The 26,345-nt window shown below is 69.9% G+C and carries 23 protein-coding genes and 2 pseudogenes; 19 read left to right on the top strand and 6 right to left on the bottom strand.

Annotation, left to right across the window (positions count from 1 at the left end):
• Positions 1-446 precede the first annotated feature (446 nt).
• From ACIRPX_RS35905 to ACIRPX_RS35895, 3 genes and pseudogenes are all read right to left on the bottom strand, one after another.
• The gene (locus tag ACIRPX_RS35905; RefSeq protein WP_404203182.1) at positions 447-947 is read right to left on the bottom strand and encodes an NUDIX domain-containing protein; all 501 of its coding nucleotides are present in this window, start codon (positions 945-947) and stop codon (positions 447-449) included.
• Between the two features lie 317 nt (positions 948-1,264).
• Positions 1,265-1,513: pseudogene (locus ACIRPX_RS35900) on the bottom strand (hypothetical protein); the annotation flags it as partial.
• Positions 1,514-1,626: 113 nt separating this feature from the next.
• The gene (locus tag ACIRPX_RS35895) at positions 1,627-2,283 is read right to left on the bottom strand and encodes a TlpA family protein disulfide reductase (protein ID WP_404203180.1); all 657 of its coding nucleotides are present in this window, start codon (positions 2,281-2,283) and stop codon (positions 1,627-1,629) included.
• A 111-nt stretch (positions 2,284-2,394) separates the two neighbouring features.
• Between ACIRPX_RS35895 and ACIRPX_RS35890 the strand changes: the two genes are divergently transcribed.
• Together ACIRPX_RS35890 and ACIRPX_RS35885 are read left to right on the top strand one after the other, a co-directional pair.
• Entirely contained in the window at positions 2,395-3,552 is a 1,158-nt protein-coding gene (locus ACIRPX_RS35890) for a hypothetical protein (protein WP_404203178.1), read from the top strand.
• 111 nt (positions 3,553-3,663) lie between these two features.
• Complete coding sequence (locus ACIRPX_RS35885) at positions 3,664-4,128, top strand: hypothetical protein (RefSeq protein WP_404203176.1); 465 nt, start codon at positions 3,664-3,666, stop codon at positions 4,126-4,128.
• An 82-nt stretch (positions 4,129-4,210) separates the two neighbouring features.
• Here ACIRPX_RS35885 and ACIRPX_RS35880 read toward each other — a convergent pair whose 3' ends face one another.
• On the bottom strand, positions 4,211-4,735 hold the full coding sequence (locus tag ACIRPX_RS35880; protein WP_404203174.1) for an RICIN domain-containing protein: 525 nt from the start codon (positions 4,733-4,735) through the stop codon (positions 4,211-4,213).
• Positions 4,736-4,825: 90 nt separating this feature from the next.
• On the opposite strand from ACIRPX_RS35880, the gene ACIRPX_RS35875 reads away from it, so the two are divergent.
• Complete coding sequence (locus tag ACIRPX_RS35875; protein WP_404203172.1) at positions 4,826-5,308, top strand: DUF3515 family protein; 483 nt, start codon at positions 4,826-4,828, stop codon at positions 5,306-5,308.
• Position 5,309: 1 nt separating this feature from the next.
• Here ACIRPX_RS35875 and ACIRPX_RS35870 read toward each other — a convergent pair whose 3' ends face one another.
• Both ACIRPX_RS35870 and ACIRPX_RS35865 read right to left on the bottom strand, forming a co-directional pair.
• Positions 5,310-5,735, bottom strand: coding sequence for a hypothetical protein (locus tag ACIRPX_RS35870; protein ID WP_404203170.1), 426 nt, complete (start codon positions 5,733-5,735; stop codon positions 5,310-5,312).
• A 190-nt stretch (positions 5,736-5,925) separates the two neighbouring features.
• The gene (locus ACIRPX_RS35865; RefSeq protein WP_404203168.1) at positions 5,926-6,273 is read right to left on the bottom strand and encodes a LuxR C-terminal-related transcriptional regulator; all 348 of its coding nucleotides are present in this window, start codon (positions 6,271-6,273) and stop codon (positions 5,926-5,928) included.
• A gap of 249 nt (positions 6,274-6,522) precedes the next feature.
• Here ACIRPX_RS35865 and ACIRPX_RS35860 point away from each other — a divergent pair.
• The 16 genes and pseudogenes from ACIRPX_RS35860 to ACIRPX_RS35785 form a co-directional block, all read left to right on the top strand.
• Positions 6,523-6,740 (top strand): annotated as a pseudogene (locus ACIRPX_RS35860) (hypothetical protein); the annotation flags it as partial.
• Positions 6,741-7,359: 619 nt separating this feature from the next.
• Entirely contained in the window at positions 7,360-8,679 is a 1,320-nt protein-coding gene (locus ACIRPX_RS35855) for a ParB N-terminal domain-containing protein (RefSeq protein WP_404203166.1), read from the top strand.
• 367 nt (positions 8,680-9,046) lie between these two features.
• Positions 9,047-10,318, top strand: a complete 1,272-nt coding sequence (locus ACIRPX_RS35850) for a TrpB-like pyridoxal phosphate-dependent enzyme (protein ID WP_404203164.1) — start codon at positions 9,047-9,049, stop codon at positions 10,316-10,318.
• A 59-nt stretch (positions 10,319-10,377) separates the two neighbouring features.
• Positions 10,378-11,427 (top strand): BtrH N-terminal domain-containing protein, encoded by a 1,050-nt coding sequence (locus ACIRPX_RS35845; protein WP_404203162.1) that lies wholly within the window; start codon positions 10,378-10,380, stop codon positions 11,425-11,427.
• The gene (locus ACIRPX_RS35840; protein ID WP_404203160.1) at positions 11,424-13,496 is read left to right on the top strand and encodes a molybdopterin-dependent oxidoreductase; all 2,073 of its coding nucleotides are present in this window, start codon (positions 11,424-11,426) and stop codon (positions 13,494-13,496) included. The genes ACIRPX_RS35845 and ACIRPX_RS35840 overlap by 4 nt, the downstream gene beginning before the upstream one ends.
• Positions 13,489-14,178 carry a class I SAM-dependent methyltransferase gene (locus ACIRPX_RS35835; RefSeq protein WP_404203158.1) on the top strand — a complete coding sequence of 230 codons (690 nt, stop codon included), beginning with the start codon at positions 13,489-13,491 and terminating at the stop codon, positions 14,176-14,178. Before ACIRPX_RS35840 ends, ACIRPX_RS35835 begins: the two co-directional genes overlap by 8 nt.
• The gene (locus ACIRPX_RS35830; protein WP_404203156.1) at positions 14,175-14,852 is read left to right on the top strand and encodes a hypothetical protein; all 678 of its coding nucleotides are present in this window, start codon (positions 14,175-14,177) and stop codon (positions 14,850-14,852) included. Before ACIRPX_RS35835 ends, ACIRPX_RS35830 begins: the two co-directional genes overlap by 4 nt.
• Positions 14,839-15,825, top strand: coding sequence for a BtrH N-terminal domain-containing protein (locus ACIRPX_RS35825; RefSeq protein WP_404203154.1), 987 nt, complete (start codon positions 14,839-14,841; stop codon positions 15,823-15,825). Before ACIRPX_RS35830 ends, ACIRPX_RS35825 begins: the two co-directional genes overlap by 14 nt.
• Entirely contained in the window at positions 15,822-17,192 is a 1,371-nt protein-coding gene (locus tag ACIRPX_RS35820) for a phenylacetate--CoA ligase family protein (RefSeq protein WP_404203152.1), read from the top strand. The genes ACIRPX_RS35825 and ACIRPX_RS35820 overlap by 4 nt, the downstream gene beginning before the upstream one ends.
• A complete protein-coding gene (locus ACIRPX_RS35815; protein WP_404203150.1) occupies positions 17,189-17,437 on the top strand; it encodes a ferredoxin in 249 nt (82 codons plus the stop codon). The genes ACIRPX_RS35820 and ACIRPX_RS35815 overlap by 4 nt, the downstream gene beginning before the upstream one ends.
• A gap of 7 nt (positions 17,438-17,444) precedes the next feature.
• Positions 17,445-18,911 (top strand): hypothetical protein, encoded by a 1,467-nt coding sequence (locus ACIRPX_RS35810; RefSeq protein WP_404203148.1) that lies wholly within the window; start codon positions 17,445-17,447, stop codon positions 18,909-18,911.
• An 11-nt stretch (positions 18,912-18,922) separates the two neighbouring features.
• Entirely contained in the window at positions 18,923-20,422 is a 1,500-nt protein-coding gene (locus ACIRPX_RS35805; RefSeq protein ID WP_404203146.1) for a 4-hydroxyphenylacetate 3-hydroxylase family protein, read from the top strand.
• Entirely contained in the window at positions 20,419-23,502 is a 3,084-nt protein-coding gene (locus tag ACIRPX_RS35800) for a flavin reductase (RefSeq protein ID WP_404203144.1), read from the top strand. The genes ACIRPX_RS35805 and ACIRPX_RS35800 overlap by 4 nt, the downstream gene beginning before the upstream one ends.
• Positions 23,499-24,533: an AMP-binding protein gene (locus ACIRPX_RS35795; RefSeq protein WP_404203142.1), complete on the top strand. Its 1,035-nt coding sequence runs from the start codon at positions 23,499-23,501 to the stop codon at positions 24,531-24,533. Before ACIRPX_RS35800 ends, ACIRPX_RS35795 begins: the two co-directional genes overlap by 4 nt.
• A gap of 76 nt (positions 24,534-24,609) precedes the next feature.
• Positions 24,610-25,548: a carbon-nitrogen hydrolase family protein gene (locus tag ACIRPX_RS35790; RefSeq protein ID WP_404203140.1), complete on the top strand. Its 939-nt coding sequence runs from the start codon at positions 24,610-24,612 to the stop codon at positions 25,546-25,548.
• A complete protein-coding gene (locus tag ACIRPX_RS35785) occupies positions 25,545-26,345 on the top strand; it encodes a carbon-nitrogen hydrolase family protein (protein ID WP_404203138.1) in 801 nt (266 codons plus the stop codon). The genes ACIRPX_RS35790 and ACIRPX_RS35785 overlap by 4 nt, the downstream gene beginning before the upstream one ends.

The raw sequence follows: 26,345 nt of genomic DNA, 5'->3' as shown, positions 1-26,345 counted from the left end.
GCCGACTTGTACGGGTCGAGACGCACTGGGCGTTCCTCGAAGCGGCTCAGAGTTCGTACGGAGCTGACACTCTTCTTGGGGAGCCTGGGGCCGCAGTCGTCCGGTACCGCGTCATCAACGCCAACGCCAACGCCAACGGTCACGACAACGCTCACATCAACTGTGCCGGCATCCCTCTCGACATGTACCACCTGCGTCACCGCCTCGCCGCTTCCGTAGCCGCAGGTCACCATGGCTGATTCGGCGTGGTCTCCGGCCCGACATCCCTTTCTGCATACTCCTGTGCGCGCCCTGGAGACAAAAGAAGAAGCGCGGGGGACAGCGGGCGAACGGGCGAGTGCAGTCAGGGATCGGGGCGCGGTCGACCCTGTTGCGCGTCGGCGGTCGCCTCCGTGCCTGCGCGCTGGGCGGCGCGGTGCATACGTGGTCCGCGTCGGCAGGTCTGCCTACGTCCACCCACGCAGGGTGATCTGCGGCCCATGCGTGAGATACGCCTGCAGGGCACCGGCCATGGACTTCACGAATTCGTCGGGCAGGGCGTCAGCGTCGACCCAGCAGACCCGGGCATGCTTGTGCGGTTCGCGGTTTTCGGGTTCGCCGGTCCATTCATGGGCGCTGAAGACGACGGTGAGAAAGCCGTTGGGGGCTTCGGCACCCCAGGCGCCGTGGATGATGTGGGCGACCTTCAGAGCTTCCGGTTTGACGGTCAGGCCAGTCTCCTCGTAGAGCTCGCGTGCGGCGGTATCGGTGATGGGCTCGCCCGGTTCGCTCTTGCCGACGGGCAGGTCCCACATGCCCTGGCCGAACTTGGCGTGCCGGCCGCGTTGGAGGAGGACGATGCGGTTGGTGGCCGGGTCGTGGACGATGACGGCGGCGACCAGCACGGTCATGGAATCGAGCGCGGGCTGCAGGGGCTTGCGCTGATTGTCGGGTGTCCGCTGAGCCACGGCTGGTGTCCCTTCGTCGGCCGGATGGTGGGCGGCCCAGGCCAGCGTCAGGGTATTTCATTCGCGTCAAGTCGGCGGCTGAGCGCGGGCTACTCGAACTGCATGTTCGTGATCTACCTGTGCGGCATCCTTCCCTGAACATTAAGGGCAACCACGGCCGGCGCAACGCCATCCGCCACTTCATCTGGGAAGCCAGCCTGACGTATTTCTTCGGCGCCACGGCGGCCAAACGCATCGGCAACGCTCAACGAGTGGGGGAGCAGTGCCCACGGCGCGGTCGCTGCGACACCAAGGTCGACCAACACAACAGTGGCGCCGATGTCTGTGGCAGGGGTGACCTGGTGTTCGCGGCGGGTGCTGTCGCGCAGGACGATCTCGTAGCCCCCTTCGTCGAGGACTGCCACGGTGGCGAACCAGGTGGGATCGTCCTCGTCGGGCTCGATGACAAGGAACGTGTTGTCGGTGGCGTTCAGTTCACCGATCAGGTCGAACAGAGCGTCCTCGGACGGGTCGTCGGCGTGGAAGCCGTTCTCGCTGGGGGTGCGGCAGTAAGGCGTCTCTGTCATCCGTTCCCCCTGAGTCGACGCGCTGCCGTCACCATGGCATGGGGCACGGACAACGCGCGGGCCAGGACCGTCATGCCCGCCTGCGGTAGCCACCAGTGAGAAGAAGCGCCGGCCTATCGATCCGCAAGAAGCGGCGTAACGATCTTCCTGATTTGCTGTTCCGTGACGCCGCCGGACGCGGATGCCGCGATACGGCCCTTGCGGTCCAGGAACACCGTGTACGGGAGGCCGACTTGGCTGACTGTTCCGCGGGGGATGCGCAGGGCCTGCTTGCCGTGTGCGTCGATGAGGGTCGGGTAGTTCAGGTGGTGTCCGCGGATGAAGGAGAGCGCGGTGGACGCCGGGTCTCCGCCGTTCAAGCCGACGATCTGGAGCCCTTGCTTGCCCAGAGCCTTCTGTGTGCGGGCGAGGCCAGGGGATTCGACGCGGCAGGGTCCGCACCAGGAAGCCCACGCGTTCAGCACCACGACCTTCCCCTTGAACGCGTCCAGCCGGACCGGGCGACCGTCGGCTCCGTCGCCCTGGAGCGCGGGCATGGCCTGGCGGTGGGATACGGGCCAGCTGCGGACGCCGTCCCTCAACGTGCCGTCGTCGGTGGAGCCGTGGGGGCTGGTGCAGCCGGAGATGAGGGCCGCCGCGCACACGGCCGCCCAGGCGGCCCGTTTGATCATCATAGGTCGTGAGTATGGCAAGTCGAGCGAAGTGTGCGGACGGCCACCCCGGGTGTGGATGAGGAAGAACGCTTCACGGGACGGCCGTCCGTTCTTCACCCGACACATGGTTCAACTCCCTTTCGTATCTGCCCGATTGGCCAATATCGCGATGCAACTCCCTGACGTTACGGTCAAGATCACACCCATCGTGAGCAGGGAGAACCCACCATGGCTACGCGCTCATCCATGCCGCGCGCCCTTGTCGGCGCGGCCCTTCCTTTGACGCTTGTGGGCACCTACAGCGCTTCCAGCGCTCACGCCGAATCGGCTTCGGCACCGGCGCCGAAGCCCGCTTACGTCCTGGACGTGAACAGCGGCCACTTCGCCGGTCAGCACACCAGCGCGGTGCACGCACTGACCGGCCCGGCCGGTGTCGACGGCCGGCAGATCCTCCGAACACCCGGGCAGCCCGCGGCTGTTGGGTCCTTGGCCCAGGCCGTCGGCCCGATGCCAGAACGTGCCGCATGGGCCGCGTCCACCAGCTTCACCGATCTGTCGTGGGCCAGCGGCAAGGGCGACGCGTGGACGGTCTACAAGAACGACCGGGTCATCGGCACCGCCACCACGGGCAGCTTCCGTGACACCCACGTCACCGCGGGCACCGAAGCCGTTTACCGGATCACCGGCGGCAACCGGAACGCCGACAAGGGATCCACCTGGACCCTGATCACCTCCACACCCAAGAGCGAGAGCCCCGCCGACCTCCAACTCGCGGCGCAGGCGAGGAAGAAGTACAAGACCACCCTGGTGTGGCGGTCCTTCATCCGGCAGAAGTGGGCATACGTGCCCTCCGGCTGGAAGCAGGCGGCGTCCGGCTGCAAGTACGCCGGTGGATACAAGTACGCCGGTGACAACCGCGGTTTCAGCAGCAAGCGGACCGGCCCGTCGTTCCGTGCCGGGGTGACCGGTGTCATCTACTGGAACAAGTCGTCGTACGACCTGTACCCGCAGACCGGCACCACGCATGTGTACAAGGTGAGCACGGGCAGGCTCGTCGCGAAGAAGAAGGCCTCCACCAGGAAGATCGATTTCCGGGCCAAGACGCGCTTCGACGGCAAGACCCGGCAGGTCCACGCGGAGATCGAGGCCACTGATCCGTTCTGCAAGCGCGGCGGCATCGGTGTCTTCTACGACGCCCGCCTGTACTCGGACGGCGGGATCTACGTCACCGGCAAGTACAAGAACGCGCCCGACCACGAGATGTACGCCTACGTCTACAGCGACTCCAAGCACTACAAGACGCTGGGCATCCACCGATCGAGGATGCAGTCGCTGAGCTGCCTGTTCAAGAACCCGCTCTGCGAGGTCAAGTCGATCGCCTACTGAGGGTGACACCCCTCACCCTGACCATCTGAACCGAGCGTGACGGCCGGTGGGATACTGATCGCGAAGGCGACCGGCAGACCACCGGCCGCACACCGTACCGGGGGTACACGCATGTTCCTGTCCTCTGTCGGCCGCGCCCTGACCCATGCCGCTGCCGTCACCGTCGCCGCCCTTGCCGTGCAGCTGATCACCGGGCTCGCGATGCTGTGGGCCTCCGGCCAGGGGATGGCCGACCTCGCCGACTTCATCGACGCCAGTTCGCTGCTGTTCCCGCTCTGCGCCGTCCTCGTCGTGGCCGCTGCCCGGCTGATGTGGCCCGTCCAGAAGCGGCTGGCCGCAGCTGCCACGGACGCGGGCGTGTACACGGCCGTCCTGTGGGCGGTCGTGACCGTGACCTCCCTTCAGGACGAGAACGTGGCCGGGTCGGTGGAGAACGGGTTCTTCGTGATCGGGTTCGCCCTGATCGGGTTGCAGATCCCGGCGGCCTTCGCCGCCTCCGCTCTCCTCGTGCCGCGTACCGTGCAGCCGCTGGCCTGGTCGCAGGCACCGCTCGAGCCGGCCGTGACGCGGCACTGACCCCCGGCCTTGTGCGAACGAGGAGGGCCCCCGCACGCCGTGCGGGGGCCCTCCTCGCTGCGCTCGGCGAACGCCTGCGGGACTACTTCTTCAGTCCCCATTCCTGCTTGATGCGGGCCGAGTTGGACTCGCCGGACTTCGTGATCGTCAGCTGCTGACCGGACCTCGAGGTGTTCGCGGAGATCACCATGCTGTATCCGGCGTAGACGCTGTGGACCTTGCTGCCGCCGAGCGCCCACTTCTGCTGCTTGGAGCCGTTGCACTTGTACTGGCGCACGACCGTGCCGGACCTCTTCGCGGTCACCCCGAGGCACTTGCCGGTCTTGGTGTTCTTGATCGTGGTGACGCCACCGGCGTACTGGTGCTTCAGCGTCCACATCTGGTACTTCGAGTGCATGTTGCAGCCCGCGATGACGGCTGCGGCCTTCTCCCGTGAGCCGACGCTGATGCACACGTCGTGGCCGGGCCTGGTGCCCCACACCTTCACCAGGTGCGTGTTCGTGTACGGGTCGGACCTTTGGGCGGCGGCCATGGACGGGGCGACGGCCGACCCCACGAGCGCGGCCGAAGCGCCCACCAGCGCCAGTGCCTTCCCTGCCTTGTGCATGTAGTTGATCCCTTTCGGCGAGTGGGGCGCGCCAGTCGGCGGTATGCCCCGGTGAGTTGACGGTCCGTCGGTTGCCTTACGGTTCATCACGTGGTGAACCGATCTGTGCGTAACCGGGTCCTGTCGGCCGGCGCCGTGACGCTGGCCGTGCTGGGTGTGTGCTTGGCCGTGACGGGCGGCGAGAGCGGCCCCGAAGCGGCCCCGCACGCCCGTGATGCGGCCTGCCGGGCCGCGGCCGGGAAGCTGCCCGACAAGATCGCCGGGCTGGAACGCGGTCGTACGGATGCGGCCGGAGTGGCGGTGTGGGGCGACGGCGAGATCGTCGCACGGTGCGGGATTCCGATGCCCGCCAAGACGCCGGACCCGTGTGCGACCGTGAACGGCGTCGACTGGGTGTGGCACTACGGACAGGGTGGCGACGGCCGCGACCTGCTCGTCACCTACGGACGCTCTCCCGGCCTGGAGGTGACGGTTCAGCGCGGTGCACCGTCGGATGCGGCGCTGATCGAACTGACGAAGGCTGCTTCGGTGCTGCCGCGGCACCGTAAGTGCCTGGACTCCCAGGGGACGTGAGTCAGCCGGCCTGGACGCCGCCGAAGGCCTTCTTCCCCTTCACGCTGTAGGAGAAGACGATGTAGTAGGTGCCCTTGGCGTACCTCTTCGGGTTCGCCATCCAGGATCCCCCGCGGTCGTCGGCCGCCCTTGGCGTCGTCTGCACCAGGACGTCGTTGTGGTGCTTGGTGTAGTCGGGCCTGCCGACGGCCCGGTACACCTTGGCCGTGACCTTGTGCCTGCCGTTGCCCCGCACGCCGAAGTGCAGGAAGTAGGTGCCCGCCTTCATGTTGTGGGCGCCGGTGGCCTGGGTCTTTCCGGTCGTCTCGTACTCTCCCTGCCAGGATCCCCCGTAGCCGGCCGCCGAGGACTGACCGGCCGTGCCGAAGCCGATCAGCGCCGCGAGGACCAGGGAACCTGCTGCTTTCACCGCACGCGTTGTGCTCATTGCTCGTCCCTCCCGCAGATGCGTGACCCCGTTGATCACCAGGGCCGCGGTTGCGAACTTACTGGCGAATCGCGGGAGTTCGCGACGTCCAACGGGGAGGTGATCTGAAGGGAACTGCCCTTTGGGGAGGCGTCCTTCGGGGAGGGGCGCCCCCGGCGGCCTGTGCCGGTCGCCGGGGGCGCCCCAGTTGTCAGGCGGCCATGGGCACGTGGAAACCAGGGGGCTGCGTGGACCTGCTGCACTCGCAGTCCGGATCAGCGCACAGCTTCTCGTGGGCCAGTACGGCGAGCACGGCGACCTGTAACCGCGTCTGCTGCTCCAGCTTCTCCACGATCCGCGCGATGTGCGCCTTCACCGTCCGCTCGGCGATCCCCAACTGCTTGGAAAGTTCCCGGTTCCCCACCCCGGTGCCCACCAGCAGGAAGACCTCCCTTTCCCGTTCCGTGAGCCTGTTCAGCTTCCACAGACCCCGGACGGGATGGGCTCCCGTACTTGTGTAGGCACATGTGATTCCGCCTGCATCGGACCGTTTGGTCATGGCGGTCCTTCCTGGCCGTCGCTGTTCCCAGCAGAGCCCCGTGCCCCAGGTGCTGCGACGACCGTGATCAACTTAGCTGCTGGCTCTGACGTGTGCACGTGAGAACAGAGGGGCCTCCGAGAGACCTCCAGCACACCGAACAGGCGCGACCCCAAAGGGCGGCGCCTTCAGCCGGCGCCTGCGAGCGCAGCGCCTGAAGAGGCCGTTCCGGCCAACGGGACGGCTGCATAGCTCGGGCATGGTGGGAGCGGGGTCCTGGCCGGCGTGGCCGACGCCAACATCGGCTCCCTTCACGGCATCGGCGTCCCCGCCCGGACCGGCGGCGTCCGGCAGTACATCAACCAGTACGACGGCGGCCTCCCCGGCTTCATCACCAGGGCACGCGAACTCGCCGCCACCTGTGGCGAACGGTTCCTGCCGCCTGAGTCGCCGTGGAGCGGGCGGAGCGCGGCGAGATCTCCGGGTAGGAACGCGCCGGGCGCGGGGCTGGGGAACCACTCAGGGCGCGTGCGCGTTCTCAGGGGTGACGGCTGTGTGTTGCCGACGGAACGCCGGGGAGCATCGGCCACCGGCTCCCCATGGCCAGTTGGCCAGTTGTCCAGCGCCACGACGGAGGGAACGCGGCGGGGAGCCCATGTTGCCGGTTCCCGAGCGGGCGCCCTGGTGGGGTGAAGGGGGCCGAGGTGCCGGGTCGCCGGATGCCCGCACCAGGCTGCTCGAAATCCCGTCGATAATCGCCGCCCCGGTAGGCCATTTCCTGTTCGTTTGTGGGGAGCAGATCATTCCGCCTCTCAAGGGATAGCGCTCCCATTGTTTCCAATTCAACGATCACGATGTGGTCGGTCTGCGTTCCCCACAGGACTGCATGACAAAAACCTTGCATCGACTCGATCCTCCTGACAGTGTGCGATGGTCGGTTCTCGACATTGCGTCACGGGGGAGACTCGATGTTCTGCATCTTTCCGATTGCCCATGACCGCTTTCCCTTTCCGCGATCCGTGGTGCGCTGCGCTGCCTGACCCGCACGCAGGATGCTTCGTACGACCGCTGGTAGGTCCGCCGTGAGGTCGCCAGGGAGGAAGAGCGTTGGACCACACCACTGCACCCGCTCAGAAGCCGATACAACACTACTTACGCCGTCCGGATTCGTACCTCGGCGGACGCCTGTCCGAGATCATCCAGGTGCCGATTAGCCGCATCATGGTCGCGGGCCCACTCCGTACGGGCGGGGAGGATGCGCAGCACATCAATGCGCTCGCCGAAGTGTGCTCGGAACTCCCGCCGATCGTGATCCACCACAAGACGATGACCGTCATCGACGGTGTGCACCGGCTCAGGGCGGTGGAGAGCAGCGGCGCCACGCACATCAGCGCCGTGCTCTTCAACGGCGACGAGCGCGAAGCCTTCGTCCTCGCGGTCAAACTGAACAGCAACCACGGCCTGCCGCTGTCCCTGGCCGACCGAAAGGCCGCGGCCCTGCACATGCTCGCCGACTTCCCGGAGTGGTCCAACCGGCGGCTTGCCGGGGTCGTCGGCCTGTCGGACAAGACCATCGGGGCGCTCAGGCACCGGTCGGGTGCGGAACTTCCGCACCCGACCACCGTGCGCGTCGGGCGCGACGGGGTGGCCTACCCCCTCACGGCGGCCGAAGGCCGCAACCGCGCGCAGAGGTACCTCGCAGCCCATCCCGACGCGTCCGCGCGGCAGGTGGCGCGCGCCGCGGGGATCTCGCTCACCACGGCCAAGGACGCCCGGAAGCGCGCACGCACGCTCCCGGCCGATTCCGCGACGACGGCGCGGCCCGACGACGGGTCCGTCCAGGGGGGCGAAGTCGGCCATCCCGCCATCGGGGCGAACAGCGGACCGGTCCAGGACGGCGGAGCCGGCCGTTCTGCGATCGAGCCGGACGGCGTGCCGGTCCAGGGGGACGAGGCCGGGCACCCCGCGGTCGAGCCGGACCGCGGGGCGACGAAGGGGGGCGGAGCCGGCCACTCCGCCATCGGGGCGAACAGCCGGCCGGTCCAGGACGGCGGAGCCGGCCACCCCGCGGCGGAGCCGGACGGTGAGGCGGTGCTGCCGGACGGCGCCTCGGGCCGGGACGGCACGGCCGGCCGGCCCGGGATCGTCAGGCGTTCCAGGGCGCACCCGGCGTGCGCGGACCCGTCGCTGGCGGTCCGGCGGCTGCGGGCCGATCCCTCGCTGCGGTTCACCGAGGTGGGGCGGAAGCTGCTGCGGACCCTGGACCCCTCGGCCACGCAGCCGCACGACTGGGCGGCGATGGCGAACAGCATCCCGATGCACTGCGCGCCGTTGATCGCCGAGCTGGCGCGGCACCATGCCGAGAGCTGGCAACTGCTGGCGGAATCGCTGACGGAACGGATCAATGCCCGCGAGAGTGGCGCATAGATTTTCGGCCGGTTCAGCAGTACCGTTTCGGCATCTTCGGTTCGGCATCTTCGGTTCGGCGCTTGCCGGCGATTACCGCGGAGATCGTGCTCTTACGTCTTCCGGACTCCCGCGTCAAACTCCGGCGCAATAGATCAGGCGGCAATCGTCGCCATGTCGAGGCTTGTTCGGCGGCAACTCCGAATGACCTTACTGCTTGAATTGCGGCCCACCTTCCAGCGGTTGCCCGGCGCTCTATCGCTTTCGTACGATGGCCTTCACGAATTCGAAGCGGGGGAACGTGACTTCGTATAGCCCAAGCCATGCCGGGCACGAGCAATCGCCCGTGCCCCGATCCACCACGCGCAGCAGTCCTTCATTACCGGGGATGCCGACACACTGGTACAACTTCCTGGGAGACCTGCCCGCTCCCATGCCCGAGGTCAGGGACTTCGGAAGCCCCACCGCCGCGGAGATATCCGCGAAAGTCCGGCCACGAGTCCTCGCGGAGCAGAACAGTCCGAGCGCGCAATGGATCGCGATACCCGAACCGGTCGCCGAGCGGCTGCGGCAATGCGGCCGGCCGACACCGCTGCACCGGGCGCACCGGCTGGAGCAGCATCTCGGTACGGGCGCGAGGATCTACCTCAAGCGTGAAGACGTCCTTCCCACCGGCAGTTTCAAGCTCAACACCGCGATGGCGCAGGCGTACTACGCGGCCGAGGAGGGGCGGACCACCCTCGTCACCGAGACCGGCGCCGGGCAGTGGGGCATGAGTGTCGCGCTGGCGGCGAAGATGTTCGGCCTCAAGGCCGAGATCTTCATGGTGCGGTGCTCGCTGGAGCAGAAGCCCTACCGGCGTCACTACATGGAGCTTCTGGGGGCCACGGTGCGGCCCTCGCCGTCCGCCCACACGGCGATCGGACGACAGATCCTCGGGGAGGTGCCCGACCACCCCGGCAGCCTCGGCACCGCGATCAGCGACGCCATCGAGCATGCCCTGGGCGATCGCAGCGCCGCGTATCTCGCCGGCAGCGGGATGCCGCACGTCTACCTCCATCAGACGCTGCTCGGGCTCGAGGTCGCCCAGCAGCTGAGGGACATCCACGGCGAGGAGCTCGGCGTCGAAGGGCGCGGCGACCACCTCATCGCGTGCTCGGGCGGCGGCAGCAATCTCTGCGGTCTCATCGGCCCGCATCTGCGGGCCAGGGCCGACGGGGCGGACCTGCGCTTCCTCGCCGCCGAGTCCACCGCCGCGCCCCGGCTCACCCAGGGCGTCTACGCGTACGGCCGCACCGATCTGGGCGGATTCACGCCCGAGGTGCTGGGCTACACGATGGGGGAGGGCTTCGTCCCACCGCCCAACCACGTCGGCGGCCTGCGCAACCACCACAGCTCCGCCCTGGTCAGCCTGCTGCGGCACGAGGGCGTCCTGGACGCGGTCGCCTTCGAGCAGCGGACGGCGCTCGACGCCGGCCGGCTGCTGCTGCAGACCGAGGGCCTGCTGCTCGCCCCCGAAGCAAGTCACGCGGTCGCCGCGGCACTTGAGGTCGTCGCCAAGGCGGATGCCGAAAACCTCGAACCGGTGATCGTGGTCCTGGCCAGCGGCTCCGGCTTCCTCGATCTGCAGGGCTACGACGAAGTCCTGCTCAACGCATAGACGCGCAGCCGCACAGACGCGTCGCCGCACCACCCCTCACGGCATCTTCGCACCCTGCGATGGGAAGCCCTATGCGCTTGGCGACATTTCAGCCCCAGCTCGGCGTGCATTGCGAGACGACCACCCTGCGCAACATGCTCCACCATGCCGGTGCCGACATCTCCGAACCCATGCTGTTCGGCCTCGGCCAGGGAATCGACTTCCAGTACTGGGACGCTCCGGATCCCGGGCGCAGCACGCCCATGCTCACCGGACGGATCGGGCCCGCGCTGCTGTCGCGCAACGCCTGCGCGGCGCTGGGCGTCGCCTTGCGTGAGTCGCGGGCGCCCGACGCGGAATCGGCGCGCGCCGCGGCGGCGAAGCTGCTCGACGCGGGACATGTCGTGGGAATGTCCGTCGACATCTTCCACCTCGACTACTTCTCCTCCCGCAGCCACTTCGCCTCGCACTACATCGCGCTGTACGGGCTCGACGGCTCCCTCGCGCACGTCGTCGACACAGATCAGCAGGGCGGGGCGCAGACGCTGCCGGAGGAGTCGCTGCGCCGCGCCCGCGCCTCCGACGAGGGGTTCATGCCGACGCCGAATCTGCAGATGTACGTGGAGCCGCTGCCCGCGCGGCTGACCGTCGACACCGACGCGGTCCTGCGCGAGCAGATCTGGCCGGCCATCCTGCTGACCGCGCGGCGCATGGCCGGCGCGAGCGGACCGCGGTTCGGCCTCGACGCGCTGCGACGGGCCGCCTCCGAGATCGCCGCATGGAGCGACACCCTCGCCTGCGCGGACGAGACGGTGCAGGGCGTCGGCCGCTTCTGGCGCTTCGCGGGAACGGGCGGAGCCAACTTCCGCACGCTCTACCACGCGTTCCTGCTCGAAGCGCGCCACCGCAGCGGTGACAGTGAACTCGACCCGTTCGTCGCGGACTTCGACGCCGTGCGACAGCGGTGGGACCAGGCGATCGAGATGCTGACGGCCTACCGCGGCGGTGACGCCGGGCGACGGCAGCTGCAGGCCGTCGCGGCCCAGCTGCACGCGATCGCCGACGCCGAGCAGTCCCTCTTCGAGCGGCTGCTCGTACCGGCCGCCAAGCGGGCGGGTGAGCCGACGTGACGACCACCCAGGTGAAGTCCGTCTGCCGGATGTGCCACGGCGGATGCGGCGCCGTCGTCGACCTCGTCGACGGCGTCCCCACCGACATCCACGGCGACCCGGACAACCCCACCAGCGAGGGCTACTTCTGCATCAAGGGCAAGGCGTCACTGGACCTGCTGCGCAGCCCGGAGCGGCTGACGACGCCGCTCGTACGGACCGGCCCGCGTGGCTCGGGGACCTTCGAGCCGGTCGGCTGGGACGCCGCCCTCGACCGGATCGGCGACGAGCTCGCCGCGACCGTCGAACGGCACGGGCCCGAGTCCGTCGTCCTCGCCCAGGGCACCGACCGCAACTACCAGGAGTGGGTGTTCCGGCTCGCGAACGCCCTCGGCACGCCGAACGTGGTCGGCCCGGCACACGTGTGCTTCTACCCCCGCGTCATGGCCTCGATCATGACGTACGGCGGATTCACCTTCTGCGACTACGACGGCGATCCCGAGGTGGTCCTGCTCTGGGGCAGCAACAAGCCCAACACCCACTCCGACGGCGTGATCGGCGTCAAGCTGCTGCGCGCCGTGGAACGGGGCAGCCGCCTCATCACCGTCGACCCGCGCCGCACACGGACCGCGGCCCGCTCCGGCCTGCACCTCGCCGTCCGCCCCGGAACCGACTGCGCACTGGCCCTCGGCATGATCAAGATCGTCATCGACGAGGGCTGGTACGACCGCGACTTCGTCACCGCGCACACCTCCGGCTTCGACGAACTCGCCGTACACGTAGGGGCGTACGACCTCGATCGGGTCGCGCGGATCACCGGCCTCGCACCCGGGCTCATCCACGAGGCCACCCGCTCCTACGCCCTCGCCTCCCGCGCGTGCATCGAGGCCGGAACCGGCCTGTCCCAGAACGAGAACTCCTTCGACACCCACCGCGCGATCGCCCTCCTCGCCGCGATCTGCGGCAACATCGACGCCCCCGGCGGCGACGTGATCTGGGACCCGATGCCGATCGAGGGCCGACGCGCCTTCCCCCGCTCGGACCTGCTCCCCGAGGAGCAGGCGAAGAAGCGGATCGGCGGCGACCGGCACAAGATCCTGGCGATGTCCGGCTGGGTCGCGCCGGGAGACCTGCACGAGGCCATCGTGACCGGGTCGCCGTACCCGATCACCTCGATGGTCGTCTTCGGCAGCAACATCCTGGCCTCGCACGAGAACACCGCCCTGGTCCGCGAGGCGCTCGCCAAGCTGGACCTGGTCGTCGTCTGCGACCTGTTCATGACGCCGACCGCCCGGCACGCCGACGTGATCCTGCCGACCTCGAGCTGGCTCGAACGGGACCAGATCGTCGAGTTCAACTCCTACATCGCCGCACGGCGGAAGATCGCCACCGTCGACGGCTGCCGCTCGGACGAGGAGATCGTCCTCGCACTCGCCGAACGGCTCGGCCTGAGCCGGCACTTCTTCCCCTCCCTGACGGCCGCGCTCGACGCCAAGCTGGCCGGCCTCGACCTCACCTGGGAACAGTTCACGAAGATCGGCTACATCCGCAACGAGAAGCGCTACCACAAATACCGCGACCGCGGATTCGCCACCCGGTCCGGACGCGTGAATCTGCTGAACAACGGGCTGCGCGCCATGGGCTACGAGCCGTTTCCGTCCTTCCGTACTCCACCGGAGCCGGACGGCGACCTGCCGTACCTCATGACCAGCGCCCATCCACGCCAGTTCTACAACACCGAGTTCCACCAGCTGCCGACCACCTCGCGCGGCCGGGCGACGGCGCAGGTGACCATCCATCCCCGCACTGCGCAGCGGGAGGGGCTGGCGGACGGCGACGAAGTGGACCTCTTCACGCGGGCCGGGGCTCGCGCGGTGCGCATGACGGTCAGGATCTCCGACTCCGTCGCACCGGACGTGGTGATGGCGGACGCCGGCTGGTGGTATCCGGGCGAATCCTCGATCGACGACGCGCTCAGATCCTCGGTCAATCTCCTGACCGGCAACGACCGTTCCGACGTGCATATGGGGAGCGCGACGATGAGAGGCATAGCAGTGGGAATCCGGCGGGCGGAGACCGGCCGTGGCTAGCGCGCGCGGCACCGTCGCCGCCCGCGTGCCCGAAACCGACGAGGGCCTGCAGGGCGACGAACTGGCCCTCAAATACGACGAGATGCAGCGCCACATCCGGGACAACGGCTGGCTCCAGGAGAAGGTCGACGACATCCTGACGGCGCGGATCGACTCCGGCGAGGTCCTGGAACTCGGCTGCGGACCGGGCTACCTGGGCCTGGAATGGCTCAAGCAGGCCCAGCGGTCCGCCCGGCTCGTCGGCCTCGACATCTCGCCGGCGATGCTCCGGCGGGCGAGCGCCAACGCGCGGGAATACGGCGTCACCGGGCGCTGCGCCTACGAATGCGGCACCGTGCTGGCGCTGCCGTTCGAGGACGACCGCTTCGACCACGCCATCAGCGCCGCCTCACTGCACGAATGGGCGGACCCGGTCGCCGCCTTGTCGGAAATGCACCGCGTGCTCAAGCCGGGCGGACGGTACGTCCTGTCCGACCTGCGCCGGGACGTCGACCGGACGACGTTCCAGTTCATGAAGGCGAACATCGCGGCCGACATGCGGCCCGGTTTCCGGACCTCGATCCGCTCCTCGTACCTCAAGAGCGAAGTAGAGGAGATCCTCCAAGGCACCGTACTGGCGACGGCCGTCGTGACCGAGGTCCAGATGGGAATCGTCGTCACCGGCAGGAAGGAAGCGCCGTGAACTCACTCGCGGGAAGGACGCCGGCCATCACCGCCACGCGGGACGGGCGCTTCCCCGGCCGTCCCGGCTTCGACCGCTCGTGGGAGGAGATCCTCCGGACGTCTCAGGCGTGGCGGGACCTCGACTGCGGGCAGTACCTGTCCGCCTGGTGCGGCCACGCGCCGGACGACGTCGTCGAGAAGTTCGCCGGGGTCAACCACGTCGGCATCTACATGGGCGACTACGGCAACGACGACGAGGTGTTCGCGTGGAACACCCACCTCCACGACCTCCGGGCCGCCGGGCGGATCACCACCGTCGAGATGGGGCCGTCCTACATCTCACCCCGGCAGTACGGCACACCGGGATGGTGGAACTCGATCGTCCTCGCCGACGGACGCGCCATCGAGATGTTCGCCTGCCGCCGCTACGGCCCCTGGGCGGAGCGTTCCGCCGAGGAACGCGGACGGCTCATGTCGCACGTCGCCATCGACGTGCACACCGACGCCGACGTCCGCCACGTCCTGGAGTCCCTCGACCGGGACGTCGAGCACCTGGAGAACATCGCGTTCACCGAGGCCGACGAACTCGGCCACACCTACGGGCATCTGCGCAACAACGACAGCGGCACCGTCCTCGAGATCGTGTACGAGGCGGCGCACGGCGGGACGGGGCCCGGCGATGGCGGTCATTGACATCTCGCCGTACTCCGGGGAGCACTGCGAATCCACCGCACTGCTCAACATGCTCCGCAACCACGACATCGAGATCAGCGAGCCACTCCTGTTCGGCCTGGGGCAGGGCCTGTCGTTCCTGTACTGGCACTCCAAGCAGATGCCCGGCCCCTTCCTGGCCGGCCGGGTCAAGCCGGACCACCTCATGCGCAACGTGGCCGACGCCCTCACCCTTCAGCTGCGGGCGCAGGAGACGGCATCCCCGGCGAAGGCCGAGGCCACCTTGCTCAAGGCGCTCGACGAGGGCGACGTGGTCGGACTCAAACTCGACCGCTACCACCTGGACTACGCACACGAGAACCACCACTTCGCCGCGCACTACGTCGCCTGCATCGGCTACGAGGACGACCGGTTCGTCCTCGTCGAGACCCGCTCCCTCGGTGTCCAGTCGGCCTCGCGGGACAGCCTGACGCGGGCCCGCTCCGCCAGGGGGCCGATGTGCTCGCGCAGCCTGTCGGTCCGGGTGGACCCGGGCGGATACGACGAGTCCGTCCTCGCCAAGGCCTGCCAGGCCTCGATCCTCGCCACCGCCCAGGAGTTCCTGAACCCGCCCATCACCAACATGGGCTTCAAGGGCATCGCGAAGACCGCCTCGCTCATGCCGGCCTGGCACGACCGGCTGGAGCGTCCCGCCGAGGCGATGCGCATCGTCGGCACCAGCATGGAGGAGGGCGGCACCGGCGGCGGACTCTTCCGCACGCTGTGGGCGCAGTTCCTCGAAGAGGCGCACGAACTGACCGGCATCGACGCCTACGACGAGACCGCCGTCGCCTACCGCCGCATCTCCACACGCTGGACCGAGGTGGCCAACCTGCTGCGGGACGCCGACGACACCGGCGCCCGCCAGGCACTCGACGAGGCCGCGTCCATCGTCAACTCCCTGGCGGACGACGAGCGTTCGGCGATGAGCCGGCTGCAGGAGGCGTCCCGATGACCACCATCGCCCGGCCCACCGGCCACGACCCGCGCACCACCCTGCGGCACACCCTCCGCGACCGCATCGACATCGCGCACAAGGTCGCCGCGGTGACCTCCCTGGACCGGCAGGCGCTCGACGCCTGGGCGGCACAGGCGCTCGCCGCGACCGTGGAACACGCCTGCCGCAACTCACCGTTCTACGCCGACTTCGTACCGGCCGCCGCCGCCCGCGCGGTCGCACAGGGCCGTCCGCACGCCTTCGAGGGCCTCCCCTTCACCACTCGCGAACATCTCAGCGCCGCCTACCCGCTGGGCATGCTCGCCGTGCCGCGCCGTGAGGTCATCCGGTTCGACGAGAGTTCCGGCACCGGCAACGGACGGCCCATCGCGGCGTTCTTCACGATGGCCGACTGGCTGGAGAACAACCTGACCGTCGCCGGCCTGCTCGCCGCCGTGCTGGACGAGCGGGACGTCGCGGCCGTCGCCGTCCCCTACGAACTCGCCGGCGTGGGCCAGGACCTCGACCGCGCCATCGAGATCCTCGGCTGCACCATCGTGCCGCTCGGCGCGGCCTCACCGTCCTGCACCCCGGACCGGATGGTCGACGCCCTGCGGCGCTCGGGCGCCACCACGCTGGTGTGCTCCGGAACACGCGCCCTGTACCTCGGCGAGATCGCCCGCCGCCGCGGCCTCGACCCGCGCCGCGACCTCGCCGTCTCGAAGATCCTCATGGCGGGGGAGGGCGCGTCGCCCGCCAAGAAGCGGCGGCTGGCCGACCAGTGGGACGCCACCGCGTACTCGATGTTCGGCATGACCGAGACCAACACCCTGGCCATGTTCTGCCCGCAGCGCCGGCTGCACCTGGTCGAGACCCGCTCGTTCTTCGAGGTGGTGGACCCGGCCTCCGGCGAGCGGCTGCCGGACGGCTCGGTCGGCGAGCTGGCGGTGACGACGCTGGCGAGCCGCGCCATGCCGCTGCTGCGCTACCGCACCGGCGACGTCTGCCGGATCGAGGCGGCGCCGTGCGACTGCGGCTCACCGCTGCGCCGGCTGCAGCACCGCGGCCGGATCGGTGACCGCATCCCGCTCGGGAACCGCTGGACCTCCCAGCTGGAGATCGAGGACATCGTCCTGGGCGCCCTGACCACCGCGCCCTACTACTTCGCCTTCGACACCGACGGCGACGCCCTGGAGATCGCCCTGCCGCCGTCGGGCGACGACGAGGCGACCCGCGCCTCGATCGCGGCCGAAGTCCACGCACGTCTCGGCGCGGCCACACGATTCGGCCGGCTGGACACCGACCGGTTCGAGACGGCGCTGCGCACCTCGGCCAAGCCGGTGATGCGCACCTTCAGCGCCTACGAGGCAGGGGGCGCACGGTGAGGGTCGAACTGCCGCTTCCCAGCCGCCTTCCGCTCGAAGGGCGCTTCGAGATCGACGACACGTGCATCGACTGCAAGCTCTGCAACGACCTGGCGCCCGAGAACTTCGACGCAGATCTCGACAACGACGTCCACTACGTGTGCAAACAGCCGGAGACGCCCGACGAGCTGGATCGGGTCCTCGACGCATTCGAATCCTGCCCCACCGAATCGATCCGGTACGCAGCGGGGCCCAGTGAGGAGTGATGGCGCAATGTCAAGCCCGGACGATCCGACATCGGCCCACCCATGCGCCGGCCGGCGGCAGATGACCGAACTGGGGCCGGTGGCCGAGAGCTACGACCAACTGCACCGCATCGACCTGCTCGGCGAGGCGCGGGCCGCGCGAGCGGTGCCGGAGGGCACGTACGACTCCACGGTGTGCGCGGTCTTCCAGGCGTCGGAGGTGGGGCTGCTCAACCTGGCCCGGCTGGCGGGCAGGACCCAGGCCGGCGTGCTCGCCGGTGACATCCCGGCCGCCTCCCGCTACGTCCAATGGGCGGTCGGCTTCCACCGGTTGCTGCGCCGTCTCGGCACGGTCATGTTCGCCACCCGCAGCGTCTTCGGCACCGACGTCCGCGCCACCGCGGCCCTGAGCGTCTCCGAGTCCGCCGGCTATGCCGCCTACGTGGACGCGCTGCGCGGACTGGAGGACGCGGCCAAGGGCTCGCTGCTGGCCGCCGCACCCGAGACGGTGCGCTCCACCATCGCCACCAGGAGCATCGACGACCCCCTGTACCGCCTGCTGCACGGCATCCGGACCGCCTGCCACGACGCCACCAAGTGGGAAAGCGACCTCACGGCCGTACCCGTCGGCGTCTGCCGCTCCACCGACGAGCTGATCTCCGCCGAGACCCTGGCGCGGGCGGTCGCCGCCACCGAACTCGACGCGGGCACCCTGCACGGCGAGTTCGTCGCCCTGCACCAGATCCCGGAGATTCTCTGCGCCGAGGCCAACGACCACCTGGAGGTCGCCATCCGGGCGATGCGCGGCGCGGAGCTGAGCCGGGTCGCACAGCACCTGGCGGTCTGCCGGTGGCTGCTCGATCCGGTGGTCGAGGCGCAGCGGGTGATGGCCGAGCACCTGGCGACCGGCGAGTACCACGGGTTCCGGACCAATCTGGGACCCGCGAGCGGCACCCACTCGCTGGCGATCAAACAGCACATGTTCCGGGACCTGTTCAAGCACATGTGGAACGGCCTGGAGGCCTGGCTGTCCTCCCTCGGCGGGCGCTGCCTGGAGGAGACCGTCCAGGACATCGACGCGCACCGCCACGACGACCCGGAGGCCTGGCTGCGCCACACCGTGGTCGACCAGGCGTTCCAGCTGCACTCCGCCCACCAGCAGTGGCGGCACGAGCATCTGCACATGCCCCGCAACTGCCTGGGCAGCGGCGGCACGAAGTCGATGATCGGTGTTCCGGACGGGCCCCAGGCGGTCTACAAGATGCGCGACGCGGCCAACGCCCAGCACTCCCTGGCCGCCGTCCACACGGCGCGCCGCACGAGCCTGGCGAACGCCGTGCCGGACTCCCCCCTCGCCAAGCTCATCACCGATCCCAGCTCGCTGGACTCCGAGTTGATGCGGGTCGTGGGTGAGGCGACGCGCGAGTACTTCCCCCAGGTGCAGGAGCAGAGCTATCAGCCGTTCCGGTCCGGTGCGGCCGAGCGGAACCCGTAGGAGCGCGGACGGTGACCATCCGAGAACCTGACGCCTCCCACAGCGTCACACCCACGTGCGGCACGGCCCTGCCCGGCCCCGCCGGCGGCGCCTGGCGCGGCCCCGACTACGTGGCCAGCCTCAAGGACGAGCGGGAAGTCTGGTGCGACGGACGCCGCGTCGACGTGACCGGCGACCCGGCCTTCCGGCCCATGCTGTCCACGCTGGCCGGCCTCTACGACGCCCAGCACGAGCCCGCGCGGGCGCCGACCATGCTCCACCGCTCCGAGACCTCCGGCAACCAGGTCAGCCTGTCGTACCTGGCACCGACCGACCGCGAGGAGCTGAGCCGCAAGTGGGCCAACTCCCACCGGTGGGCGGAGGCCTCCTACGGCCAGCTCTCCCGGGTGCCCGACTTCATGTCGAACGTCGTGGTCGGCCTCTACGACTTCCGGCACGAACTGGCCAAAGTGGAGCCGGAGTTCGGGCGCAACGCGGAGAACTACTACCACTACTGCCGGGAGAACGACCTCGCGCTGACCCACGGCCTGGGCGACCCGCAGATCGACCGTTCCGCGACCCCCGCCGACCGGCCGGAACTGGGGCTGAGGGTGGTGCGGCGCGACGCCGACGGCATCGTGGTGCGCGGCGCCAAGCAGATCGCCACCCTGGCGCCGTACGCCCACGAGGTGCTCATCTACCTCTCGCCCGCCAACTACCTGCGTGAGGACCCCAGTTACGTCTGCTGGTTCGCCGCTCCGCTGGCCACGCCGGGGCTGCGCGTACTGTGCCGCAAGTCCTACACCGACGGCTCCGACGGCCTGTCCGCGCGCTACGACGAGCAGGACGCCATGCTGGTGTTCGACGACGTGTTCATCCCGATGAACCGCGTCTTCCTGCTGGAGGACTCCCACACCGCCGTCCGCGGCTTCGGCGAGCTGAACAAGTGGTCGCTCTACACCGGCCAACTGCGCTACTACCATCGGCTGCGCACCATGCTCGGCGTCGCCTCGCTGCTGGCCCAGGCGATCGGCGTCGACAAGTTCCGGCAGGTCACGGACCTGCTCGGCGAACTCATTTCCTACGTCGAGATCGTGCGGCTCGGCCTGGCCGCCGTCGACGCCGAGTGCCGGACCACTCCCTCGGGCCTGCTCGCCCCCGGCCCGACGGCCGCGCTCGACGCCGTCGCCGGCGGCTTCTCCACCCGTGCCTCGGCGATCATCCGGCAGATCGGCGCCTCCGGTCTGATCATGCAGCCCTCGGAAGCCGATCTGACGACGCCCGAACTGCGCACGGTGCTGGACACCTACCTGTGCGGGCGCGAGATGCGGGTGGAGGACAAGGCCCGGCTGTTCCGGCTCGCCGCCGACCTCGTCGTCGACCGCTTCGGGATGCGCCAGGAGCTCTACGAGACGTGGAACCGCGGTGACCCCGCCCGGGTCCGCTCGATGCTCTACGCCCGCTATCCCGACCTGGAGCACTGCGAGACCCAGGCCCGAAACCTGGTGGAAGGGCGGAGCGACCACACATGAGCCTCGACCGAATCCGACTCGAAGGCGTCACGACCCACAACCTGCGCTCGGTCGACGTCTCCTTCCCCAAGGGACAGCTGGTCGTCGCCGCGGGCGTCTCCGGATCGGGCAAGTCGTCCCTGGTCATCGACACCCTCTTCGAACACTCCAAGACGCTGTACCTGGGTGCGCTGTCCAGCAAGTCCCTCGACATGGGCGACGGCGACTACCAGTTCGACCGGATCGCGGGAACGCAGCCGCCGGTGGCCCTGCGCCAACGCGACGGCGGCTCCGCCGGCAACCCCCGCTCCACGGTCGGCACCCTCACCGGCCTGGACGGGCTGTACCGGCTGCTGTTCGGGGCCGGCTCGCGGCCGGTCTGCCCGGCCTGCCTCGGCCCGACCGGAGCGGACCTGTTCTGCGACGACTGCGGCTGCTTCGCCGAACCGCACACCGCGAAGCACTTCAGCCCCAACCGCAAGGAAGGCAAGTGCCTTGCGTGCGACGGCATCGGTGAACTCGTCGGCTTCTCCCTGGACCGGATCGTCCCGGACCGTTCCAGGACGCTCACCGAGATCTGGGACGGCGCCGACCCCGGAACGTTCGCCGTGCCCAACATGCGCAAGGCCTTCGAGGCGATGGCCGCGGACACCGGCCTCGACCTCGACCTGCCCTTCGAGAAGCTGAACCCGGAACAGACCGAGCGGGTGCTGCACGGCTCGGACACCGTCTACACCCTCAAGATCCGCAAGGTCACCAACGACGTCCGCTTCGAGGGCATCCTGGGCTTCCTGGAACGCGCCTACAAGAACGCCTCGACGGCCGCCCGCAAGAACGCCTTCGCCCGTTACCTGGCACGGGAGACCTGCTCCGCGTGCGACGGCGGGCGGCTGCGTCCCGAATCGCTCAGGGCCACGGTGGCCGGGCACACCTTCCACGCCTTCCAGAGCGACGAACTCGCCCACTCCGTCACCCGGTTGCGTGACGCGCTCACCTCCGGCGAACTGCCGCCGCAGGTACGCGAACTCGCCTCCGCCATCGTCAGGCAGAGCACCGACATCGACGACGTCGGCCTGGGCCACCTGCAGCTGCGGCGGCCGGTCACCACCCTCTCCGGCGGCGAACTGCAGCGGCTGCTGCTCGCCCAGCACCTGGCCAGCGACCTGACCGGGGTCATGTACGTCCTGGACGAACCGACCGCCGGCCTGCACGAGGCCGACACCGGGAAGGTCCTCACCTCGCTGCGGCGGCTGCGCGACCTCGGCAACACCGTCATCGCCATCGAGCACGACGAATCGGTGATCCGGGCCGCCGACTGGATCGTCGAGCTGGGACCCGGCGCGGGTTCCCGCGGCGGCGAGATCGTCTTCGAGGGCCGGTTCCACGACCTGCTGAACTGCGCCGGCTCCCCGACCGCGACCGCGATGCTGTCGACCGGGCCGGTACGGGCGAGGACCGACCTCACCGGCGCCGACTGGCTCCACGTACGCGGCATCACCCGCAACAACGTCGTGGACGTCACCGCGGACCTCCCGCTCGGCGGACTGACCTGCGTCTCCGGCGTGTCCGGCGCGGGCAAGAGCTCCCTGGTCGCCGGCATCCACGACGCCGTCTCCCGGGCCGTCGCCCGGCGGGCGGCAGGCGCGGCGCCCGACAGCGACCGCGTCGACGGAGCCGACGGCCTGGACGACGTCATCCACGTCGAGCAGCGTCCGATCGGCCGCTCCAGCCGGAGCACCCTCGCCACCTACATCGGCATCAGCGACCACGTCCGCGACGCCTTCGCCGCAAGCGCCGACGCGGTCGAACGCGGCCTGGGACGGGCCGAGTTCAGCCCGAACGTGGCGGGCGGGCGATGCGAGTCCTGCAAGGGACTCGGGCTCGCCGAGATCGAGATGACCCTGTTCAAGAGCGAGTTCGTCGTCTGTCCCGAGTGCGACGGCCGCCGCTTCCAGGACCACGTCCTGCAGGTGCGCCTGGACGGCAGGAACATCTACGACGTGCTGTCCATGACCGTCGAGGACGCACGGGACTGGTTCGACGCCACCGCCCATCCCAAGGTCGCCCAGGCGCTCGGCGTGCTCGACGAGTTCGGCCTGGGATACCTGCAGCTCGGCTGCTCGACCACCACCCTCTCCGGCGGCGAGGCGCAGCGCCTCAACCTGGCCGGCGAACTGCTCAAACAGCGGCGCAGCCGCACCCTGTTCATCTTCGACGAGCCGACGCGCGGCCTGCACGCCGCCGACATCCGTCATCTGCTGGCCCTGTTCGAGCGGCTGATCTCCACCGGCAACACCATTGTGGTCATCGAGCACAACGTGAAGGTGATCGCTCTCGCCGACTGGGTGATCGACCTCGGCCCCGGCGCGGGCCGCGACGGCGGCCGGCTGATACACAGCGGCACCCCCGAGGACCTCGCCGCCAACCCGGCCAGCGTCACCGGCCAGTTCGTCCGCCGACTGCACGACGGAAACGGCGGGACCACACCGGCGCCCGCACCTGCCGAGGCCGCGCCCGCCGAGGCCGCGCCCGCCGAGGCCGCGCCTGCCGAGGCCGCACCGCCGGCTGCGCCACCGGACCTCGGCGTCATCGGCGACCTCCTGCCGCGCGCCGTCACGGTGGTCGCCGGCACGGCCCGGCCGTCCGGGCAGAGCGGGCCGACCCCGTACGGCCTGGTGATCGGCTCGCTCACCGTCGTCTCCGACGAACTCGCCCTGATCGGCTTCCTGGTGCGCTCGCGCAGCACCAGCTGGATCGCCATCGCCGACACCGGCCGGTTCTGCGTCAACATCCTCGGCGAGGACCAGAGGGACCTGTCCGACGCGTTCTCGCAGGGCAGGCCGGACGGCCGCTTCGACACCCTGGCGTGGACGCCGTCCGCCAACGGCTGCCCCCGCCTGTCCGGCGCCGTCGGCACCATCGACTGCACCGTGAAGTCGAGCTACCAGATCGGCGACCACCAGTTCGTCCTGGCCACGGTCGTCGACGCCGACATCGACGCCGGCACCGAGCACCGGCCACTGCTGCGCACCGCACGGGACGACCGCACGCTCGACGAGCACGGGTGGCGCCGCTTCGCCCGGGAAACGGAGGCCAGGTGACGACGACCACGCCCATCGCCACCCACTACGAGCAGTTCCTGCACCTGCTCACCCGCGAGACCAGCGACGCGCCGCCCGGCCGTGACGCGCCCCGCGCACGCTACGGCGAACGCGTCGACACCGCGGGCGTCCCGCACGCCATCGTCATGAACCGCGACGCGTGGATCCTCAACCAGATCGACCTCACCCTGGCACTGGGCCGGCTGCTGGGCGAGGACGACGTCGTCGTCTCGGCCGTACCGTACGAACTGTCGTTCGTGGGCGCCGAGATGGACCGCGTCATCGAGCTGGTCGGCGCCTCGGTGATCAGCGTCGGGACCAGCAGGACCATCTGCCCGATGCCGCGCCTGCTCGGGCTGATCGAGCAGTACCAGGTGACGGCCCTGGTGTGCGCGCCGGGCTTCGCCGCGGAGCTGGCGAGCCTCGCCCGCACCCGCGGGCAGCGGCCGCAGGACTCGACGGTCCGGACGGTCGTCTGCGTGGGGGAGCCCTGCTCCACCGAGCGCCTCGACCGCGTCGGCGCCGTCTGGGCGGCGACGACGGCCACCCTCTACGGGACGCCGACGACACCGACGGCGGCCGTCCCCTGCGAGCGCGGCGCACTGCACCTGTGCGAGCAGCGGCTGCGGGCCGAGGTCGACGGCCACCCGCGCGGCGAGCTCTTCCTGGACGGCTCACCGACCGGCGAACTCGTCGAGCTGCGGTCGGCCGGGCGCGGCTGCGACTGCGGCGCCGCGAGCCGGGTCCTGGTCCCGCTCGGCAGCATGTCCGCCGCCCTGCCCGGACCCGACGCCCCCGTCTCCGCGGTGGACGTGGAGCGGATCGTCTTCCGCCACGCCGGGCTCACGCCGCACTTCGCCTGCACCGTCCAGGACGGAGCCTTCCACGTCGTCTGCGCCGTGGCGGAGGCGGAATCGCCGGCCGGTGGCGCGCTGCGGCGGGTGATCCGCGGCGAGATCGGCGACGCGCTCGGCGTCGCGGCCGAGGTCACCGTCGTCGACGCGAAGGACTGGAGCACCGCCACGTCATGACCTGCACCCGGCCGCGGCGAGCAGTCGCGGCGGCCGACCCACCGGTGGCATCGCACATCGCGAGGAGACAAGACGTATGAGGGTAGCGGTAGTACAGACCCAATGGGTCGACGACCACGAGGACGGTCTGCGCAACGCCCATCAGGCGATCGAGGACGTCTGCGACGGCGGCGACATCGACCTGGTGTGCTTTCCCGAGTTCCTGCTCGGCCCGCCGTGGTACATGCCGGGGCAGGACGGCCTGAAGGGGCGCACCGACACACCGATTCCCGGGCCGATCGTCGACGGCTTCCAGTCCCTGGCCCGCACGCTCGGCACGCACATCCTGCTGGGCTCGATCGTCGAGGACACGCAGGACGGCATGTACCGCAACACGTCCCTGCTGATCGGCCGGCAGGGCGACATCACCGGACACGCCGTCAAGGCGCACGCCTTCGGCAACGAGATGGTGGTGTGCCGCCAGGCGGACTCCCTCGGCGTCATGTCCACCGAGTTCGGGAAGATCGGCATCGCCGTCTGCTCGGACTTCTGGATCCCGGAGGTCATCCGGATGCTGGCGCTGGCCGGCGCGCGGACCGTCTTCGTGCCGGGCGGGACGCTGGGCCAGAACCAGCCGCTGATGGTGAACGCGCTGCGCACGGCGGCGTACCTGAACGACGTCAACATCGTCTACGCCAGTTCGGTCGGCGTCGTCCGCGGCAAGCGCGGGGACCGGCTCGTGGAGATCCACTTCGCCGGCACCAGCCTGGTCACCCTCCCCGAGGGCGTGATCGCACAGGCCGGCAGCGACAAGCCGGAGGTGCTCGTCGTCGACATCGACGAACCGGCGCCCGGCGACGGCCACCGCTGGCAGCGGCTGCGCAGGCCGGAGGCCTACCAGCGGCTGCTCACTCCCTATGCCGGAGCCGACCGGGACCTCGCCGAGGAACTGCGGGCGAGCCTGACCGGGGGCGGCGGCCCGGACCGGGGCCCGACCGCCGCCGCGACCAGCGCCAGTGAGGGGACCCGCCCGTGACCGTCTTCGTAGCGCAGCACGCCCGCCGGGCGACCCCCGAGGCGACGGCCGCCGCCGTGCTCGACGACCTGGAGAACCGGGTGAGCGACGACGCCTCCTTCGTCGTCCTGCCCGAGAACGCCTTCACCACCGCCCCAACCACCGGCGACGGCGTCCCGGCACTGCCCGAGCCGCTGCGCGCGCGGTGCCTGGAGCGCCTGACGGCCCTGGCCCGGACCCGGGGCGCCTACGTGCTCACCGGCTCCTGGCCGGAGGAACGGCCCGACGGCGCGCCGATGCAGGTGGCCCGGCTGCTGGACCCGAGCGGATCGGTGTGCGCCCAGGTGGAGCGGCCGATCCTGCCCGACGGGACGACCGGCACCGGCGACGACTTCCCCGTCGTGGAGACGCCCTACGGCCGCGTCGGAGTGCTCCTCGGCCCCGACTTCTGGCTGGTCGAACCGCCGCGCATCCAATGCCTGGCCGGCGCCGAACTGCTCCTGGTGGCCGGATCCCTCGACGGCACCCGGCAGGCCGCGCAGCGCGCCGCGGTGTGGGGCATCGCGACCATCAACACCGTCGCGGTCGCCTTCGCCGGTTCGCTGAGCGAGCGCTGCGGCGGGGGCAGCGCCGTCGCGCTGCCCGAGGGATTCACCGCCGAGGCCGGCACCGACGAGGTCGTCCTCCAGGCCCCCTGGGACGTCGAGAAGATCCGGCACCTGCGCGAACCCGACCTGCGCTTCCAGCAGACGCTCTGGTTCGGGCTGTGGGCACGCCGGACCGAGCTCTACACCGACCTCACGGTGCAGGGGAGCTGA

This window comes from Streptomyces sp. NPDC101225 (genome assembly GCF_044767585.1).
Lineage (GTDB): Bacteria > Actinomycetota > Actinomycetes > Streptomycetales > Streptomycetaceae > Streptomyces.
This window is presented reverse-complemented; position numbering and strand designations above follow the sequence as displayed.

Excerpts from the sequence above, each read along its gene's own strand:
- ACIRPX_RS35820 (WP_404203152.1), top strand. The coding sequence starts at position 15,822 with ATGACCACCATCGCCCGGCCCACCGGCCACGACCCGCGCACCACCCTG.
- ACIRPX_RS35800 (WP_404203144.1), top strand. The coding sequence starts at position 20,419 with ATGAGCCTCGACCGAATCCGACTCGAAGGCGTCACGACCCACAACCTG.
- ACIRPX_RS35845 (WP_404203162.1), top strand. The coding sequence starts at position 10,378 with ATGGGAAGCCCTATGCGCTTGGCGACATTTCAGCCCCAGCTCGGCGTG.
- ACIRPX_RS35865 (WP_404203168.1), bottom strand. The coding sequence starts at position 6,273 with ATGACCAAACGGTCCGATGCAGGCGGAATCACATGTGCCTACACAAGT.
- ACIRPX_RS35880 (WP_404203174.1), bottom strand. The coding sequence starts at position 4,735 with ATGCACAAGGCAGGGAAGGCACTGGCGCTGGTGGGCGCTTCGGCCGCG.
- ACIRPX_RS35870 (WP_404203170.1), bottom strand. The coding sequence starts at position 5,735 with ATGAGCACAACGCGTGCGGTGAAAGCAGCAGGTTCCCTGGTCCTCGCG.
- ACIRPX_RS35850 (WP_404203164.1), top strand. The coding sequence starts at position 9,047 with ATGCCGACACACTGGTACAACTTCCTGGGAGACCTGCCCGCTCCCATG.
- ACIRPX_RS35885 (WP_404203176.1), top strand. The coding sequence starts at position 3,664 with ATGTTCCTGTCCTCTGTCGGCCGCGCCCTGACCCATGCCGCTGCCGTC.
- ACIRPX_RS35790 (WP_404203140.1), top strand. The coding sequence starts at position 24,610 with ATGAGGGTAGCGGTAGTACAGACCCAATGGGTCGACGACCACGAGGAC.
- ACIRPX_RS35825 (WP_404203154.1), top strand. The coding sequence starts at position 14,839 with ATGGCGGTCATTGACATCTCGCCGTACTCCGGGGAGCACTGCGAATCC.
- ACIRPX_RS35890 (WP_404203178.1), top strand. The coding sequence starts at position 2,395 with ATGGCTACGCGCTCATCCATGCCGCGCGCCCTTGTCGGCGCGGCCCTT.
- ACIRPX_RS35810 (WP_404203148.1), top strand. The coding sequence starts at position 17,445 with ATGTCAAGCCCGGACGATCCGACATCGGCCCACCCATGCGCCGGCCGG.